Genomic DNA, 16,192 nt, shown 5'->3' with positions numbered 1-16,192 from the left:
ATGAGTGCATTAATTAGCGTTCAGGACCTGCGAGTGGTCGCCTGTGGCGAGCTTGGTGAGGTGGAAATCGTCAAGGGCGTAAGCTTCTCCCTGCAGAAAGGCGAAGTGCTGGCGTTGATCGGTGAGTCTGGCTCCGGCAAGACCACTATCGCCCTGGCGTTACTCGGTTATGCCCGACGCGGTTGTCGGTTGGCGGGCGGGGTGGTGCAGATCGGCGAACACGACATGCTGGCGTTGAGCGAAGGCGAGCTGCAAGGCTTGCGCGGCAACCGTGTGTCGTACATCGCCCAGAGCGCCGCCGCGGCGTTCAATCCGGCGAAAAAACTTATCGACCAAGTGGTGGAGGGCGCGTTGATTCATGGCCTGGGCAGCAGGACTGTGCTTGAGGCCAAGGCCATCGAGTTGTTCCGCGACCTGGCCCTGCCAGACCCCGATCACATTGGCCAGCGTTACCCTCATCAGGTTTCCGGCGGGCAATTGCAACGGGTGATGGCGGCCATGGCGCTGATCAGCGATCCATTGCTGGTAGTGCTCGACGAACCGACGACGGCACTCGATGTGACGACCCAGATTGATGTACTGCGCGCTTTCAAACGGGTGGTCCGTGAACGTGGCGCGACGGCGGTCTACGTATCCCACGATTTGGCCGTGGTGGCGCAGATGGCCGATCAGATCGTGGTTCTCAATGGCGGAGAGATCTTCGAACAAAGCGCCACGGCACCCTTGCTCAAAGGCCCGGCCCACGAATACACCCGCAGCTTGTTGGCGGCAGCACGACCGGACACCACGATCCGTCCACCCTGCGGTGTTGCTGAAGAAACGCCTTTGCTGACCATCCAGGGTCTGACCGCCGGTTACGGCAACAAGAACGCGCATGGCATGCCATCGATCCTCGTATTGGAGGACATCGATCTGACCGTGCGGCGGGGCCAGGCGATTGGCGTCATCGGTGAGTCAGGTTCTGGCAAGTCGACTTTGGCGCGGGTGGTGGCCGGGTTGTTGGAGCCGGCCCTCGGCGGGCTGACCTTCGATGGCCAGCCCCTGGGAGGCAGCCTGTCGTCGCGCACTGATGAGCAGTTCCGACGCATTCAAATGGTCTTTCAGAATGCCGACACCGCACTCAACCCGATGCACAGCGTCAGCACTATTCTGAGTCGCCCGCTGAAGATGTATTTCGGCCTCAAGGGTGCGGCTTTGCGCGAGCGTATCGGTGAGTTGCTGGATCTCGTTCGTTTGCCGCGCACGCTGGCTGAACGTCGTCCGAACGAACTGTCCGGCGGACAGAAACAACGGGTCAATCTGGCCCGGGCCCTGGCGGCCAAGCCAGACCTGATTCTCTGCGACGAGGTGACCTCGGCGCTGGATACCGTGGTCGGTGCAGCGATTCTCGAACTGCTGCGCGACCTGCGACAGGAACTGGGGGTGTCCTATCTGTTCATCAGCCATGACATCTCCACCGTGCGAGCCCTGTGCGACGACATTGTGGTGATGTATAGCGGCCACAAGATTCAGGCCGGTACTCGACAATCGTACGCTGAAGCACCCTTCCATCCCTATACCGACCTGTTGATCCATTCGGTGCCGGAGTTGCGTCAGGGCTGGCTGGAAAGCTGCGGAACAACGACCTGTGGCACGCTGCCGCCCATAGGTGCGAAGGCCAATGCGCCAGGGTTGTGCACCTTCCTCAATCGCTGCCCGGTGCGGGTTGACGGTCTGTGTAATTGCGTCCCGCCGGATCGTCGGTTGATTGTTGGCGGCAGTGAAGTCCTTTGTCATCACGACAGTGCCGAGTTGCTGAAAACCCAGAAGGATTCAAACAGCATGACCGCGGGAGCCTATGCATGAACGGGCGTTTCGTAAGGCTGGCCGAACAGGGCCGGTCCATCGTCAAACTGAAGGTAGACGGCATGCCCATCGAGGCGTTGCAGGGCGATACGCTGATGGTCGCGTTGCTGACTCAGGGTTCGGCCTTGCGCCAATCGGAGTTCGATTCGGGCCGCCGCGCCGGTTTCTGTCTGATGGGAGCCTGCCAGGACTGTTGGGTCTGGACCCGCAGCGGCGAGCGTCTACGGGCCTGTTCCAATGAGGTCCGTGAAGGCCTGGATATTGTCACCACACAACCGGAGGCGACATGGCCACTGCGCGGCTGAGCACTCACCGAGTCGTTATCGTCGGCGCCGGGCCGGCCGGCATACGTTGTGCCGAAACCCTGGTCGCCGCTGGATTCAAGCCCATCCTGATCGATGAAAATCGCCGGGATGGCGGGCAGATCTACCGTCGCCAGCCCGAAGGTTTTACCCGGGATTACGCCACGCTGTATGGTACCGAAGCCGCCAAGGCCAACGACCTGCACCAGAGCTTCGATCGCTTGCGCGGGCAGATCGACTATCGCCCGGACACGCTGGTGTGGAACCTTACACCGGGGCAATTGTGCTGTGTCAGCCAGGGCAAGCACTCGACATTGGATTACGATGCGCTGATCCTCTGCACCGGTGCCACCGACCGCTTGATGCCGATCGAAGGCTGGCAGTTGGCGGGCACGTATAGTCTCGGCGGTGCGCAGATTGCCCTGAAATCCCAGGCGGTTTCCATCGGCCACCGCGTGGTGTTCATGGGCAGCGGGCCGTTGCTGTATCTGGTTGCCAGTCAGTATGTGAAGGCGGGAGCGAAGGTCGCGGCAGTGCTCGACACTTCGCCTCTGAGCAAACGGATTCTTGCCATGCCGAAACTGTTGGCACGCCCGGGGTTGCTGTTCACCGGGATGAAGTTATTGGCGCAGTTGTATCGCGCGAAGATCCCGGTGCATCTGGGCATTTCGCCGCTTCAAGTGCAGGGCGATGCGGCCAACGGTGTCAGTGGCGTACGCGTGCGCACGGCACGTGGTGAGACCTTGACGGTGGATTGCGATGCCGTCGCGCTGGGTTATCACCTGCGCCCGGAAACTCAATTGGCCGACCTGGCCGGTTGCCGTATGCGCTTCGATGAAGCGTCGAGCCAATGGTGGCTGGCCACGGATGAAGACGGCCGGACCTCGGTCAGCGGCGTGTATGCCGCCGGTGACGGTTCGAAGATTCGCGGTGCCGATGCGGCCGAGCACGCCGGGCGCCTGGTGGCCATGGCGCTGCTGGAGGATCTGCAGCAACCGGTGAACATCGGGTTGCGCGACGAACAACGGCACGCGCTGGCGGTAATGGATCAGTTTCGTCTCGGACTGGCCCAGGCGTTTCCGTGGCCTTCTGCCCAGGCCAAAGTGCTGCCGGACGAAGCGATCGTCTGCCGTTGCGAAATGATCACGGCCGGCGAGTTGCGCCGTACTGTCAGTGAGAAGGGTGCCTGTGAAGTCAACCGGGCCAAGGCCTTCAGCCGGGTCGGCATGGGCCGCTGCCAGGGGCGTTATTGCTCCCAGGCCGGGGCAGAGGTGATTGCCGCCGCCGCGGGTGTCAGTGTGCAACAGGTTGGCCGACAACGGGGTCAAGCGCCGGTCAAACCCCTTTCGATACTCACCGAGGAGGTGTCGCCATGACGGTACAGAAAGCCGATGTCGTGATTGTTGGCGGCGGCCTGATGGGCTCAGCGGCGGCGTTTTTCCTGCGCCTGCGCGGGCAGTCGGTGATCTTGCTGGAGCGCGACCAGATCGGTCAGTACGCCAGCGGCGTGAATTTCGGCAACGTGCGACGTCAAGGGCGTTACCTCGGGCAGCTGGAACTGGCCAATCGTTCCTGGGCGTTATGGAAGCGTCTGCCAGAACTGATTGACGATGACCTGGAATTCATCGCAAGTGGACATATGCGGGTGTGTTACCGCGAAGACGAGATCGCCGAGCTGCAAGCCTACGCAGACGCCCCTGAGGCAGAGCAGCTGGAGCTGAAGATCTTTAGTGGCGACGAATTGCATAAGCGCTTTCCGTTTCTCGGCCCGGATGTGAAAGGCGGTTCTTATGCCCCCCACGATGGGCATGCCAACCCGCGTCTGGCGGCCCCGGCATTTGCCCGCGCGGCACGACGCCTCGGTGCGCAGATCGAAGAGCGCACGGAAGTGGCCGAGGTGCTAAAGGTCGGCGGCGAGTTCAGCATCAGCACCACCGACGGTCGTCAGTTCTGCGCCGCTCAGCTGTTGATCACCGCTGGCGCCTGGGGCCAAAAACTCTCGGCGCAATTCGGCGAACCGGTGCCGCTGGAAACCCATGGTCCGCAAATGGCCGTGACCGAGCCAGTGCCTTACGCCTTGCCGACAGTCATCGGTGTCTATACCAAGATTCCCGAGGAAGTGATTTATTTCCGCCAAATACCCCGTGGAAACATCATCATCGGTGGTGGCTATCGTAGCGAGCCGGACATGCTCAACCGCCGGGCCTATGTCGAGCCGCGCAGCATTCTCAATCAGTTCGATCAGATGCGTCGCCTGCTGCCGGGTGTCGGCAACCTGAACATCATTCGGGTCTGGAGTGGTATCGAAGGTTACCTGCCTGATTCCCTGCCCATAATGGGGCCGAGCGGCACCGTTGATGGTTTGTTCTATGCGTTCGGTTTCAGCGGTCATGGCTTCCAGCTTGGGCCGGGGGTGGGCGATGTGATGGCGGAACTGATCAGCACCGGCAGCACCAGCACTTCGATTTCGCCGTTCTCCATCAACCGCTTCGCCTCCTCAGTCGAGCAACGGAGCAAGGCCTCATGAAGCCCCGTGTACTGGACATTCTTGAACGCCTGATGGCCTTTGAAACCGTTTCTTCGGAATCGAATATGGCCTTGATCGAGTACGTGCGCGATCTGCTGCTGACCAAGGGCATCGAGTCGCTGATCGTCAAGGACTCCAGCGGCAAAAAGGCCAACCTGTTCGCCAGTACCGGTCCGCGGGAGGTGCCGGGGATTCTGCTGTCCGGCCATACCGACGTGGTGCCGGCAGCGGGGCAGGCCTGGACCTTTCCGGCGTTTCAGGCGACCGTGCAGGACGGTCGGATCTATGGCCGTGGCAGTTGCGATATGAAGGGCTTTGTCGCGCTGGCTATCGACGCCATGCTCGATGCCGCCGACCATTCATTGAGTCGGCCATTGCAACTGGCGCTGTCCCATGATGAAGAGATCGGTTGCGTCGGCGTGCGGCGTTTACTCGACGTGCTGCACCTGGCGCCGGTACGGCCGTTTTTGTGCGTGATTGGCGAACCTACCAACATGCAGTTCGTGCTCGGGCACAAGGGCAAGGGTTCTTACCGCACTTACTGTCGCGGCCTGGAAGCGCATTCCTCGCTGGCGCCGCGTTCGGTCAATGCGATTCACGTGGCCTGCGATTTCATTGCCGCGCTACGCCAAAGCCAGCAGGAGTTGCAAGAGCAGGGCGCTCAGGACACCGAATACGACGTGCCTTACAGCACCGTGCATGTCGGGCAGATTGTCGGCGGCAAGGCGCTGAACATCGTGCCGAACTTGTGCACCCTGGATTTCGAAGTGCGTAACTTGCCGGCGGACGACCTGGATCAGTTCCTGGAACAGATGCGCGAGCGTGCCGAAGTGGTCGTGCGTGAAGCCAAAAAGCTGTCCAGCGCGGCGGATATCGAGATCGAGACCCTGAACGTCTATCCGGGCCTCGATACCCACCCGAGCGTCGAAGCGGTGCGCTTCCTGAAAAACTTCGCCGCCCCGGACACCGGCACTGCCAAAGTCTCATTCGGCACCGAGGGCGGGTTGTTCAAACAACGCCTGGATGTGCCGGTGGTGGTCTGTGGCCCGGGCTCGATAGAACAGGCGCACAAGCCTGACGAGTTCATCGAGATCAGCCAGATGGAAGCCGGCGAGCACTTCCTGCAAGGGTTGTTGGGCTCGATGCGGCTTTAGAGTTCGGTTTGCTTCCCGATTTTGCTGGTGTACATATCCGTTTCTGCGGTCATGGCTTCTATTGGTTTCGCTTTTACAGCGAGTCACTTTCGAAAAGCGCGAAAGTAACCAAAGCGCTTCTGCCCCTGTCGTTCGGTGCCTCGCTAAGGCTCGGCATGCCCTCGCTCCGGTCCTGCTCCGTGGGCCCGCCGCGATCGGCCATCCATGGCCGTGCGCGGCTAACCCGGCATCCATGCCGGGTTGCCCACTACGCAGAACCTCCACTCGGCCTCTCGATGGGGCGGTGCATCAAGATCAACAGCTGCAGGCGAGCTAACGCTCGGCCTGTTGAGTGTTGAAAAGCAGAGCGGGTGTGCTCTGATTTTTTGTGGGATCTGGCTTGTCGGGTCGCCGCATCGCTGCGATGGCGGCCTGTCAGCCGACCAATCTTCCCGGGATGTACCCACTCCAATTGTGGGAGCTGGCTTGCCTGCGAAGGCGGCCTGTCAGTCAACCAATCTTCCCCGGATGTACCCAGTCCAACTGTGGGAGCGGGCTTGCTCGCGAAGCTGTTGATCTTGCCGTTGCCGTTGCCGTTGCTTTGGCTTTGGCTTTGGCTTTGGCTTTTGATCTTGATCTGTTGCCCCTTTCCCAGAGGCCGAACGCAGGTATTGCGTAGGGGGCACCGCGGCAAGGATGCCGAGGTAGTCGCCCCCGGCCATGGATGGCCGATGGCGACGGGCCCCCGGAGCAATGCCGGAGTGAGGGCATGCCGAGCCTAGGCGAGGCACCGAATGGCGGGGCAAGAGCGCTTTGGTTACTTTCGCGCTTTTCGAAAGTGACTCGCTGTAAAAGCGAAACCGCCAGCGGCCGTTACCGCAGAAACGGATATGTACTCCCAACCACCAGGCCCCGACAGTGAATCCCACGACAATATCCATCCCTCCACCAACAGTAGAGCCTGCCGTCGAATACCGATTTTCAGCATTCGACGACTGCTGGGGCGGCGCTTTCAGCATCCTCGTCCGGGACGACACAATAGACTGAAGGCTGTCTCGGAACAGGACTCGACCATGCTCAACAATCGCCTGAAAGACCCCAGCCTGCTGGTAGAACTCGCTTACATCGACGGTCAGTGGATCAGCGCCGACAACGACGCCACCCTGGACGTTATCGACCCGGCCAGCGGCCAGTTGCTCGCCCGCGTACCCGCGATGCAAGGCAGCGAAACCCGACGGGCCATCGAAGCTGCCGAACGCGCCTGGCCGGCCTGGCGCGCACGCCCGGCGGCAGAACGGGCGGCGCTGCTGGAGCGCTGGTATCAGGCGATGATCGACAACCTGGACGATCTCGCGTTGATCATGACCTGCGAGCAAGGCAAGCCGCTGAATGAAGCCAAGGGCGAGGTCCGCTATGGCGCCAGTTTCGTCAAATGGTTCGCCGAAGAAGCCCGCCGGGTTTATGGCGAGACTATACCGGCTCCCAGCGGCGACCGCCGCTTGCTCACGCTTAAACAGCCGGTTGGCGTCTGCGCCGCGATCACCCCGTGGAACTTCCCCAACGCGATGATCACCCGTAAATGTGCACCCGCTTTGGCGGCCGGCTGCCCGGTCATCGTCAAACCCTCGGATCTGACTCCACTGTCCGCCCTGGCTCTGGCGGTGCTCGCCGAGCGCGTCGGCATTCCGGCCGGGGTGTTCAACGTAGTGACCGGTATGCCCATCGGCATCGGCGAAGAACTGACCGGCAACCCGACGGTGCGCAAGATCTCCTTCACCGGTTCCACCGCTGTCGGTCGGCTGCTGATGCGCCAGAGCGCCGAACACATCAAGCGCTTGAGCCTGGAACTGGGCGGTAACGCGCCGTTCATTGTGTTCGACGACGCTGATCTGGAACAGGCAGTGGCCGGCATCATGCTCAGCAAGTTCCGCAACGCCGGCCAGACCTGCGTTTGCGCCAACCGGATTCTGGTGCAGGACGGGATCTACGAGCGCTTCGCCCAGCGCCTGGTGGAGGAGGTGGGCAAGCTCAAGGTCGGCAATGGCCTGGACTTTGAGGTGACCATTGGCCCGCTGATCAATGCGGCCGCGGTGAGCAAGGTCGCTCGACATATCGACGACGCTTTGAGTCAGGGAGCCCGTCTGCTCTGTGGCGGCGTCCCCGAGGGCGACAGCCAATTTGTCCAGCCGACGGTGCTCGGTGAGGCCCATGCCGGGATGTTGCTGGCCAACGAAGAAACCTTCGGCCCAGTTGCACCGCTGATGCGCTTTACTACTGAGGAAGAGGCGCTGGCCTTGGCCAATGCCACACCTTATGGCTTGGGCGCCTATTTCTTCACCCAGGACTTGCGCCGTTCATGGCGGTTCGGCGAGGCGCTGGAGTTTGGCATGATCGGTCTAAACACCGGGCTCATCTCCATGGAAGTCGCCCCATTCGGCGGTATCAAACAATCGGGTCTGGGCCGTGAAGGCAGCAAGTACGGCCTGGATGAATACCTGGAAGTCAAAGCCTTCCACATCGGTGGGCTGTGATCCGGTCACCGTTTGAACAGGACATTGAGGAGCCACGATTGATGAGTAAAACATTCAGAATCGCCGCGATTGCCGGCGATGGTATCGGCAAGGAAGTCTTGCCTGAAGGGCTGCGGGTACTGGAGCAGGCCGCGAAGAAATGGCAGCTGGATTTGAGCATCGAAGTGCTCGACTGGGCGCACTGCGATTACTACCTGGAACACGGGCAAATGATGCCCGCTGACTGGTTCGAACAACTCAAGGGTTTCGACGCGATTTACTTTGGCGCCGTGGGCTGGCCGGACAAAGTGCCGGATCACATTTCCCTGTGGGGTTCGCTGCTGAAGTTCCGCCGTGACTTCGACCAATACGTGAACATCCGTCCGGTGCGGTTGTTTCCCGGTGTGCCGTGTCCGCTGGCCGGACGCGAAGCCGGGGACATCGACTTCGTGGTGATCCGCGAAAACACCGAGGGCGAGTATTCGTCGGTCGGCGGCAAGATGTTCGAAGGCACCGAGCATGAGTTCGTGCTGCAGGAGTCGGTGTTCACTCGGCGCGGCGTGGACCGGATTCTCAAGTTCGCCTTCGATCTGGCCCAGACCCGGCCGCGCAAACGTCTGACCGCGGCCACCAAGTCCAACGGCATTTCCATCAGCATGCCCTACTGGGACGAGCGCACGGCGTTAATGGCACAGCAGTACCCGGACGTCACTTGGGACAAGCAACACATCGACATTCTCTGTGCGCGCTTCGTGCTGCAGCCAGATCGTTTCGATGTGGTGGTGGCGTCCAATTTGTTCGGCGACATTCTGTCCGACCTGGGACCGGCCTGCGCCGGTACCATCGGCATCGCCCCCTCGGCCAACCTCGATCCGGAGCGGCGCTTTCCCTCGCTGTTCGAGCCGGTCCATGGCTCGGCGCCGGATATCTATGGGCAGAACATTGCCAATCCGATTGCAATGATCTGGTCCGGTGCCTTGATGCTGGATTTCCTGGGCAATGGCGATGAGCGCTACCGTGCGGCCCATGACGGTATTCTCAAGGCCATCGAGCAGGTTATCTCCCAAGGACCGATCACCCCCGATCTGGGCGGGCAGGGCTCGACCCAGGATGTCGGTATGGCAATCGCCGCAGCACTTTGAGCTGAGGTAACAACAGGTCGGTCAGAAAGCTCTGTTCATACTTGTGCATCACCCTTTTAGCCCGTTCACACTGCGGGCTTTTTTTTGGTAAATAGCGATGTGCACTGGGTAGAGTTTCTTGAACATCAGGGGAAAGTCCATCCGACCGGATGGCGGCTCAAGCCAGAAATGTAGCAACTCGCCTGGCGCAACTGTACCCGAGACCTATGAATGGTCTTCTACCCTTTGAGTACCAGAGACATGTCCGGGTATTTAGCGCACATGAAATCGACAAATGCGCGAACCTTGGGAGCAGCAAGGCGCCTGGACGTGTGCAAGACCCAGAGTTCAGCTTCTACACCCGATACCGTGCCCCATTGAACCAACTCGCCACTGGCAAGCTGGTTCCATGCGATGGACTGTGGAATGAGGGCGGCACCACCACCTGCGACAGCAGCATCGCGGATCATCATGAAGGAAGAGAACCGCAGCTTGGGGATGGGCTCCAGGACCAAGTGTCCTCCATCGAGTTTCCAGTGGGTGGGCTGGAAACTCGAAACCACGATGCTGGGAACCGGTCTGGTCGCGCCGGGCATTGGCTTAGGTACTTCAGGCGCAGCCACTACAACCAGCCGGTCCTTGGCGAAGCAGCGGCCGACCAGACTGCTGTCTGGGCTCGGATTGATCCGGATGGCGACGTCAAATTGTTCCTCGACAAGGTCGACCAGGCGATCTTCCGCCACCACTTCGATTACGACCTCTGGGTAGGCCGCACAGAATTCAGCGCCAATGCGGCCCATTGCAAGCTGCGAGAACAGGACTGGGGAAGCAACACGCAAGCGTCCGCGAGGTGTCGATACGCCCTCACGGGCCGCCGTCATGGCTTCGGCCACCTCGCTCAACGGACCTTCTGTTCGAGCCATCAGCATTTCGCCGGCTTCGGTGAGCTTCAGGCCGCGAGCGCTGCGCTCGATCAGCCTCACGCCCAGTTGTTCCTCAAGGTCGGAGATTCGGCGCGATAAGGTGGCTTTGGAGATACCGCTCGCACGGCTCGCCTTCCCGAGCCCCTCATTCGTTGCGACGAGCGTGAAATCGATCAGAGCGTTCAGGTTCATGGTGTTCCATTTTTGAAACGAAGTGTCTGTATTTTGGTATCTCCGCTTTATCTGTGCAACAGCATATCTTCTCGTCATCGGAACTCGATACGAGGAATTGTTATGAGCACCATGCAACGCGCTGTACTGATCCGGGCATACGGTGGCGCTGACGCCGCGCAAGTGGCCGAAATCGACAAGCCAGAACCTGGACAAGACCAGGTTCTGATTCGAGTTCGGGCCGCCGGCGTGAACGGCATCGATTGGAAGGTCCGCGAAGGCCATGTGCGAAATGCCTTCCCACTTCAATTGCCAATAGTACTGGGCGCCGAACTGGCGGGGGTTGTCGATGCAGTCGGCCCCGGTGCCTCTCGCTTCCGTGTCGGCGATCGCGTCATGGGTGCGGTGGGAGGACTGGGCGCCTACGCCGAATTCGTGAGCGTCAGTGAAGCGAGCCTCTCCCTTACGCCTGAGGATCTTGATGACGTCCATGCTGCCGCTGTACCCGTCGCAGCCGTGGCGGCCTGGAAGAGCCTCCATCATGCGGGACCGATCCATCCTGGCCAGCGAATCCTTATTCACGGCGCTGCAGGTGGGCTGGGCGCCTATGCCGTGCAGTACGCCAAACGGGCCGCCGCCGAGGTCTTCGCAACTGCGGGCACTGCTGACCTGGATTATGTGCGCAGCCTCGGCGCCGATCATGTCATCGACTATCAATCTCAACGTTTCGAGGACGTAGTCCGGGACATTGACCTGGTGCTCGACTACGTCGGGGGTGAGGTACTGAATCGCTCGTGGCAGGTGCTGGCGGAAAACGGCGTCGTTGTCGGCACGTCATCACCCGAGATCTTGGCGCGTACACCTGCGAATCGCCGAGGCCTTTGGTTCATGAATAAACCCGACCCCGAACTTCTGGAGTCGCTGGCCCAGGAAATCGCCAGCGGCACGCTGCAGTACAGGATCGGCAAGGTCGTTGGCTTCGCCGACATCCCTGAGGCCATCGAACGCAATCGCAGCGTTTCACGGACTGGCAAGGTCGTTGCGGACTTCTCTCGCTGACCCACCCTATATATTCAATGCAGGAGATTCACAAATGAGCATTCTCGTTATTGGTGCCACGGGCACCATTGGTTCACTCATCACTCAGGGCCTTGCCGACGCGGGCGCCGAGGTCAAAGCCCTTGTGCGCCAATCGGGTAAGCGCGACTTCCCGGCCAGCGTCACTGAAGTTGTCGCAGACCTCACCGATGTACCGTCGATGCGCGTCGCGCTGTCGTCGGTGCGGACGCTGTTCCTGCTCAACGCCGTTACGCCCGATGAGGTGACGCAAGCCCTCATCACGCTGAACCTCGCTCAGGAAGCTGGCATCGAGCGCATCGTCTACCTGTCGGTGATTCATGCCGACAAGTTCACCAATGTTCCGCACTTCACCGGCAAGCATACGGTTGAACGCATGATCGAAAGCCTCGACATCCCCGCAACCATTCTGCGTCCGGCTTACTTCATGCAAAACGAACTCATGGTCCAGCAGACGATTCAGAACTACTCGGTATACCCGATGCCGATCGGCACGACGGGCGTTTCGATGATAGATGCGCGTGACATCGCAGATGTTGCCGTTGCAGAGTTGCTGCGACGCGACAAAGCATCTTCTGCCCTGGATCGTGTAACGCTGGAGTTAGTCGGGCCGCAGGCACTTACCGGTGCCTCCGTGGCGAAGATCTGGAGCTCCGCCCTGGGGCGCGACATTGCCTACGGCGGTGACGATGTAGCGGCCTTCGAAGGACAGCTGGCTTCGTACGGTCCCACCTGGTTGGCTTATGACATGCGCCTGATGATGGCGGGTATCCAGAAGTTCGGCATGCAAGCGGCTGACGGAACAGTGGACCGGCTAGAGGCCGTCATTGGGCACCCGCTGCGCACCTATGAAGACTTCGTTCGCGAAGCCATTGCCGGGGTTTAAACAGTCAGGGCAAGAGGGTAATGCCAGTCAGTTAAGAGATAGAACAAGCGATGAGTAACCTGTGGCGAGGGAGCAAGCTCCCTCGCCACAGGTTCAGTATCACGCTTAACTGACTGGCGTTAGGGCAAGGGAGATTTATTTTTGGCCAGTGCGCTGCCCCCCCGTCCCGCCGGGCTACCTGCTTGCAACCACCTGCTTTAGCGCCTCGACAAAGCGGCACAGATCGCTCTTCTGCGTGTAGATGCCCGGCGATACCCGAAGTCCGCTGATGTGTCTGATCTGGCGGAATTTGACATGCACCTTGTGGGTTTTTCGAAGCTCCTGCTCCACCCATCGAGCATCGCATTGATCGATGGAGAACAGGCTTACTGCGCCCAGCTCGACGGTATCAAGTGGCGTGTGGAGCCTGAAACCGGGAATGTCTTTGGCGAGGTCAACCCAGTAGCGGGTCAGCTCCTGCAGGCGCGCGTGAATGGCTCGCGTGCCGATTTGCGCATGAAAACGGATAGCCGGGGCAATGCCCGCCTGTATCGCCGAGTTATAGGTGCCGAGATTCCAGTGGTCGAACTTGTCGATCTGTAGCGGCGGAGGATCGAAAGGCCCCAGCAACGGCCAGGTGCTGTCGATTCGGTCGCGCCTGACAATGAGCAGGCCATTGCCGACCGGCGCCCCCAGCCATTTGTGGAGGCTGGTGACGAAGTAGTCGCAATCCAGTTCGCGGAAGCTGAGCGGCATCTGTGCAAACGTCTGGGCACCGTCCACCACAGTGATAATCGCCCGCGCCCGGGCTAGCGCACAGATGCGCTTTACCGGTAGAACCCGCCCGGTCCAGTGCAGCATGTGGGTCAGCTGGATCACCCGGGTACGCGGGGTAATTGCCTGAGCATACGCTTGCACGATGACATTCTCATCGTCCATCAGGTCGAAGTCGACGGTCACCACTTCGATGTCTTCGCGCTGCTGACGCTGCAACCATCCGGCTATTACACTCGGATAGTCCCACTGTGAGACCAGCACTTGGTCGCCGGCCTTCAATGGAATGCCGAAGATGGCTGTCGACAAGCCTTCGGATGAGTTGCGGTTCAGGGCGATCTCATCGGGATCGCAATCGGCCAGGTCAGCCAGCTGTTGCTTGATCGTTGGGAGCGAGGCGTCGAGCTTGCTCCACATATTGACGTCCGGGTTTTGGCTGATCAGCCGATAGGCATCGATCATGGCCTGCTCTACCACCAGCGGCGGCGGACTCACGGCCGCGTTGTTCAGGTTCAATAGGGGGCGCTGCTCAGGATAGGCTGCGCACACGCGCTCCCAGAATGCTTCCCCAGCGACAGACTTGTCTGACATCAGCTGCACTTCCATTCCCGCTTCTCACCTCTGTTTGAATTGTGACTGGGGCTTGGGTGCTCGCCACACCCACGATCTTCAACGCCACGATTAGTGATCTCTTTAGAGCTGCCTGGACCATCAATAGCCGTTCGTGAAAGCCGATATAGATTAGGGTTTTACCGAGTCTTCGAGTGTGCGCGCCTGAGCGTCAATGGGCGGGTCGCTGGGCGGTTCAGTGACTGGCTTATCGTCGCCCATGGATTTGCGCAATCCCCTGATCGTGTCGCCGAGATCCGACCCCAAGCCTTTCAGGCGCCTGGTTCCGAACAGCATGACCACGATCAACAGGATGATCAGGAGTTTTCCGGTACTGAAGCCACCCAATCCCATTGTCTGTACTCCGCAACTGATTGATCGGTTTTGTGGTGGGGCCGGCGGAGGAAAACTCATCTGCCGGCGCTAACGCGGTTCGAGTTATTTGACGACGTAAAACTTGCGCACATAGACGCTGCTGTTCCAGGCGCATGGTGCGCCTCGGGGCACGAACACCGTATCGCCAGTGTTGACCGTCAGATGCGTCCCGTCCGCTACCTGGAGGGTGACGCTGCCTTCGAGCAAGTGCATCAGTTCATGCAGCATGTGCGGCCTCGCCCTGCGGCTATAGGGTGTCGAGTCCCAGACGCCGATGCGCAGGTTGGTCGCTTCTTCGACAAACACATTGTGCGAGCGACATTGCGGTGCCGGGCTTAGCAGAATTTCTGCATCAGGTGCTGCCGAGGGAGAGAGCAGGGTTAGTTGGGGGAGAGGCGTTAACCCGGGATTACACGCTTCAACGAACTGGGTATCGGCGCAGAATGCCCAGAGAGAGTCGGGTTGCGCATCGACTTGAAGAGACGTACCCCGGGCAATCACTGCGCTATCACCGGGGTTGAGTTGGAGAGTGCCATCCTGGCTCTGCAGGGTGACTTGTCCCGCGTGTACCACGATCATTTCGCTGTAGGGATATTCATTGACGCTGAATTGTCCGCTCGCCTGGATCACGCCGGCAGCAATGTCATCCGGCCCGACATAAGCAATGTGCCTGTCGAAAGGATCGTTTGCCCCCAACGAACCGGGGGTAAATTTTGTTAGAACGGGACTGCCGTCGGCGTGTGCCAACAGCACTGCAGTGGGCTCTAGCATGAAGGTCTTTCTCCAGGAAAATGCATCGTATAGCGTTGGATGTAACGGTGCGGTTTGTCAGCCGATGGCCTGAGTCACCAGAGCAAACTGGTGCACTGCGCCAATAGCCTGCGGTGGGGTACCGCGAGCCATTTGTGCGACGGTGTCGACGTGCTTCAGCCCAGCCTCTTCCAGCCAAGGGGCCAGACCGCTGTCGGACGGTATGTCCATGCGCACGAAGGCGTCCGGCACTTGGGCCAACAACACCGCGATCAAGTGCTTGGCCTGCTCTGGACTTTCCGCAATGACCGGGCCGATGCAGCGACCACGGCCGAATGGGCGCAGCATGGCGAAGGCGCGTAGCTGACCCTCGCGCTCGATACCGACCGAGTGTTCGACACTATCGAACAGATCATTGAGCACGGCGTGTCTGTTCAGGCCGCTGCCGGCGTTGGCCAGTTCGATTTGATCGCTTCGATCGGCTTCGGTCAGCGGGCGGCAGCGCTCACCAGATGGCAGATCATTGGGTACTGGGGACAGCGCATGCCCCTGATGTTGTTGAATATGTCCAAAGTCAATGAATCCCTGGCTGGCATAAAGTGGGGCCCCGGCCAGCGTCGCATTGAGCATGGCGGTACGTGATCCGCAAGCCTCAAGTGCCAGCTCCATCAGCTTGCGACCGATACCCTGGCCCTGGTACTCATCACTGACGATCACCAGGCCGATAGTGGCGTAATCTCCCTGCGCACAGGTGAAAGCGGTACCGATCAGATGACCTCCATCTTCTACGACAAAACCCTGGGCGATACGCTGCAACATGGCCCATTCCTCCAGGCGGTGGGGCCATTTCAACTGTACGGACAAGGCGTGGGCCAGCGGCACATCGGCCGGGGTCATGGGGCGATAGGTATACGCAGGGCGTTGCGAGTTGGACATGACAGATCTCCGTAGACAGGGAGCGTGACCGGTCGGATTTCTCCGCTGAAAGTATTGGTATCTCACCTGCTGCGAGGCCTGACAAGAGGCCCCCATTGATTCGGCAGATTCTGTAAGTGACAGCGCTACAGGCCACAGTTGCTGCTCAAATGAGAGGCAGGATCGGCAGCAAATACTGGGTCGGTTTTCAGGATACAGGCCAAAGCAAAAGGCGCTGCTGATGGGTACATTGCTTAAAAAGTTGCGCCCGGATGGACGCCTCAAGGCTAGGGGA

Annotated in this window: 14 protein-coding genes; 9 read left to right on the top strand and 5 right to left on the bottom strand. The window is 60.1% G+C overall.

Annotation, left to right across the window (positions count from 1 at the left end):
- The 7 genes from AC3IT6_RS18665 (at position 1) to AC3IT6_RS18635 (ending at position 9,459) form a co-directional block, all read left to right on the top strand.
- Positions 1 to 1,845 carry an ABC transporter ATP-binding protein gene (locus AC3IT6_RS18665; RefSeq protein ID WP_489351857.1) on the top strand — a complete coding sequence of 615 codons (1,845 nt, stop codon included), beginning with the start codon at positions 1 to 3 and terminating at the stop codon, positions 1,843 to 1,845.
- A complete protein-coding gene (locus AC3IT6_RS18660) occupies positions 1,842 to 2,150 on the top strand; it encodes a (2Fe-2S)-binding protein (protein WP_489351856.1) in 309 nt (102 codons plus the stop codon). Before AC3IT6_RS18665 ends, AC3IT6_RS18660 begins: the two co-directional genes overlap by 4 nt.
- A complete protein-coding gene (locus AC3IT6_RS18655; RefSeq protein ID WP_489351855.1) occupies positions 2,132 to 3,523 on the top strand; it encodes an FAD/NAD(P)-dependent oxidoreductase in 1,392 nt (463 codons plus the stop codon). Before AC3IT6_RS18660 ends, AC3IT6_RS18655 begins: the two co-directional genes overlap by 19 nt.
- Complete coding sequence (locus AC3IT6_RS18650; protein WP_489351854.1) at positions 3,520 to 4,674, top strand: NAD(P)/FAD-dependent oxidoreductase; 1,155 nt, start codon at positions 3,520 to 3,522, stop codon at positions 4,672 to 4,674. The genes AC3IT6_RS18655 and AC3IT6_RS18650 overlap by 4 nt, the downstream gene beginning before the upstream one ends.
- A complete protein-coding gene (gene argE, locus AC3IT6_RS18645) occupies positions 4,671 to 5,828 on the top strand; it encodes an acetylornithine deacetylase (RefSeq protein WP_489351853.1) in 1,158 nt (385 codons plus the stop codon). The genes AC3IT6_RS18650 and argE overlap by 4 nt, the downstream gene beginning before the upstream one ends.
- 1,052 nt (positions 5,829 to 6,880) lie before the next feature.
- A complete protein-coding gene (locus tag AC3IT6_RS18640; protein ID WP_489351852.1) occupies positions 6,881 to 8,338 on the top strand; it encodes an NAD-dependent succinate-semialdehyde dehydrogenase in 1,458 nt (485 codons plus the stop codon).
- Between the two features lie 41 nt (positions 8,339 to 8,379).
- Positions 8,380 to 9,459 carry a tartrate dehydrogenase gene (locus AC3IT6_RS18635; RefSeq protein ID WP_489351850.1) on the top strand — a complete coding sequence of 360 codons (1,080 nt, stop codon included), beginning with the start codon at positions 8,380 to 8,382 and terminating at the stop codon, positions 9,457 to 9,459.
- A gap of 218 nt (positions 9,460 to 9,677) precedes the next feature.
- Here the strand turns inward: AC3IT6_RS18635 and AC3IT6_RS18630 are convergent, their stop codons facing one another.
- Positions 9,678 to 10,553: a LysR family transcriptional regulator gene (locus AC3IT6_RS18630; protein ID WP_489351848.1), complete on the bottom strand. Its 876-nt coding sequence runs from the start codon at positions 10,551 to 10,553 to the stop codon at positions 9,678 to 9,680.
- A gap of 102 nt (positions 10,554 to 10,655) precedes the next feature.
- Between AC3IT6_RS18630 and AC3IT6_RS18625 the strand changes: the two genes are divergently transcribed.
- Both AC3IT6_RS18625 and AC3IT6_RS18620 read left to right on the top strand, forming a co-directional pair.
- Positions 10,656 to 11,591: an NADP-dependent oxidoreductase gene (locus AC3IT6_RS18625; RefSeq protein WP_489351846.1), complete on the top strand. Its 936-nt coding sequence runs from the start codon at positions 10,656 to 10,658 to the stop codon at positions 11,589 to 11,591.
- A gap of 34 nt (positions 11,592 to 11,625) precedes the next feature.
- Positions 11,626 to 12,495 carry an NmrA/HSCARG family protein gene (locus AC3IT6_RS18620; protein WP_489351844.1) on the top strand — a complete coding sequence of 290 codons (870 nt, stop codon included), beginning with the start codon at positions 11,626 to 11,628 and terminating at the stop codon, positions 12,493 to 12,495.
- 174 nt (positions 12,496 to 12,669) lie between these two features.
- On the opposite strand, the gene AC3IT6_RS18615 is transcribed toward AC3IT6_RS18620, so the two are convergent.
- The 4 genes from AC3IT6_RS18615 to AC3IT6_RS18600 all read right to left on the bottom strand — a co-directional run bounded on the left by AC3IT6_RS18615 (position 12,670) and on the right by AC3IT6_RS18600 (position 15,918).
- Positions 12,670 to 13,854, bottom strand: coding sequence for an aminotransferase class V-fold PLP-dependent enzyme (locus AC3IT6_RS18615; RefSeq protein WP_489351842.1), 1,185 nt, complete (start codon positions 13,852 to 13,854; stop codon positions 12,670 to 12,672).
- 135 nt (positions 13,855 to 13,989) lie between these two features.
- Positions 13,990 to 14,211, bottom strand: a complete 222-nt coding sequence (locus tag AC3IT6_RS18610; RefSeq protein WP_489351840.1) for a twin-arginine translocase TatA/TatE family subunit — start codon at positions 14,209 to 14,211, stop codon at positions 13,990 to 13,992.
- Positions 14,212 to 14,295: 84 nt separating this feature from the next.
- Entirely contained in the window at positions 14,296 to 15,003 is a 708-nt protein-coding gene (locus AC3IT6_RS18605; protein ID WP_489351838.1) for a cupin domain-containing protein, read from the bottom strand.
- Positions 15,004 to 15,060: 57 nt separating this feature from the next.
- Positions 15,061 to 15,918 (bottom strand): GNAT family N-acetyltransferase, encoded by an 858-nt coding sequence (locus tag AC3IT6_RS18600; protein WP_489351836.1) that lies wholly within the window; start codon positions 15,916 to 15,918, stop codon positions 15,061 to 15,063.
- Positions 15,919 to 16,192: the final 274 nt, after the last annotated feature.

Source organism: Pseudomonas sp. KH_017 (genome assembly GCF_057840285.1).
Note: the sequence above shows the minus strand (reverse complement) of the source record. Positions and strands in the feature narration are given on the sequence as shown.